This window comes from Massilia sp. CT11-108 (genome assembly GCF_047302915.1).
Classification (GTDB): domain Bacteria; phylum Pseudomonadota; class Gammaproteobacteria; order Burkholderiales; family Burkholderiaceae_D; genus Telluria; species Telluria orientalis.
In genome coordinates, this window is sequence record NZ_JBKYMO010000774.1 from 1 (window position 1) to 1,879 (window position 1,879).

Here is a 1,879-nt window from a genome sequence, read left to right on the forward strand (position 1 = left end):
ATCCACCTGCCGCTCACGCTGGCCGTCACGCAGGTCGTGCTCGTCGCCAGCGGCCCGCGCACGCATGCGCTGCCGGCCGTGCTGGTCGAGCAGGTGCTGCAGGTGCGCGAGGCCGACCTCGATGCGGCCTTCGCCGCCGGGGCGATCAACGTCCACGGCGAGAACGTCCCGCTGCACTACCTGCCTACGCTGCTGCACGAACCGGGCGGCGCATGGCAAAAAAGCGGCGGCCAGCGCTCGTCGCCGGTGCTGGTCCTCAGGAGCGGCAACACGCGCGTCGCCGTGCGGGTGGACGAGGTGCTGGGCAACCGCGAGGTCGTCATCAAGAACATCGGGCCGCAGCTGGCGCGCATGCCGGGCATCGCCGGCGCCACCGTGCTCGGGTCGGGCGAGATCGTACTGATCCTCGATCCGGTGCAGCTGGCCGGCTCGGGCGCGCGTCCCGGCCATGTCGCGAATACATCGGCAACCGCGCCGGCACCGGCGCCGGCCGCGCGCATCGCGACCATCATGGTCGTCGACGATTCGCTCACCGTGCGCAAGGTCACGCAGCGCCTGCTTGAGCGCGAAGGCTACCGCGTGCTGCTGGCCAAGGACGGCGTCGACGCGCTCGAGCAGATGCAGGAGACGCGTCCGGACCTGATGCTGGTCGATATCGAGATGCCGCGCATGGACGGCTTCGACCTCACGCGCCACGTGCGCGGGGATGCCGCCACTTCGGCGCTGCCGATCATCATGATCACGTCGCGCACGGCGGACAAGCACCGCAACGTGGCGCTGGGGCTTGGTGTCGATGCTTATTTCGGCAAGCCGTATCAGGAGGATGCGTTGCTGGCGGCGATTACGGGGTTGCTCGAAACTCGTAACACATGAACGTCGCCCCCGCGGAGGCGGGGCCCAATTTGCACGCGTTTCGGCCGCGCATGCAGAACTTGGATCCCCGCCTCCGCGGGGATGACGTTTACAGGTCACGGATCGCCTTGAAGCGCGCGAGTGTTTTCTCTCTCGCTGCTTCGTGGTCCACCACCGGCACCGGATAATCCTTCCCGAGCACGACGCCGGCCTTCTGTAAAACCTCCGGCTTCGCCAGCCAGGGCGCATGAATGGCCGCCCCGCTCAAGCCGGCCAGCTGCGGCAGGTACTGCCGGATGAACGCCCCGTCCGGATCGAACCGTTTCGACTGCGTGACGGGATTGAAGATGCGGAACCACGGCTGCGCATCGCACCCCGTCGACGCCGCCCACTGCCAGCCGCCGTTGTTCGATGCCAGTTCGTAATCGTTCAACTTCAGCGCGAACCAGCGCTCGCCGCGGCGCCAATCGATGCCGAGGTCCTTGGTCAAAAAGCTGGCCGTCACCATGCGCAGGCGGTTGTGCATGAACCCCGTGCGTTCCAGCTGCAGCATCGCGGCGTCGACGAGCGGATAGCCCGTGCGGCCCGCGCACCACGCGTCGAACAATGCATCCGCCGCCAAGCCGTCGTCCCACGCGACGGCGTCGAAGGCGGCCTTGAACGATTGCGTGACGACGCGCGGATGGCGTGCCAGGATCATCATGTAGAACTCGCGCCAGATCAGTTCCGACAGCCACACGGGCGCCCCCGGACCGCCCGTGCCGTCCACGATGCGTGCCTGCAGCATCGCGACGAGGCGGCGCACGGACAGCGTGCCGAAGCGCAGGTGGATCGACAGGCGCGACGTGGCGTCCAGCGCCGGGTAGTCCCGGTCGTGGTCGTAGCGCGCGAGGCGCTGCCCGAATCGCTCCAGCAGCGCCCCCGCGCCCGTCATGCCGGGATGCGCGATGGGTGCCGCGTTCGGGACGAAACCGAGATCCGCGAGCGCGGGCAGGGCGTGGTCCGCGGGCGGGGGCGCGAGCGCGCC

General features: G+C 68.8%; 2 protein-coding genes. One reads left to right on the top strand and one right to left on the bottom strand.

The window, feature by feature from the left end:
* The coding region (locus ACEN88_RS30515; protein WP_413345751.1) for a response regulator at window positions 1-873 on the top strand (873 nt) is incomplete at its 5' end.
* Window positions 874-961: 88 nt separating this feature from the next.
* Here the strand turns inward: ACEN88_RS30515 and ACEN88_RS30520 are convergent.
* On the bottom strand, window positions 962-1,879 hold a 918-nt coding region (locus ACEN88_RS30520; protein WP_413345753.1), incomplete at its 5' end, for a cryptochrome/photolyase family protein.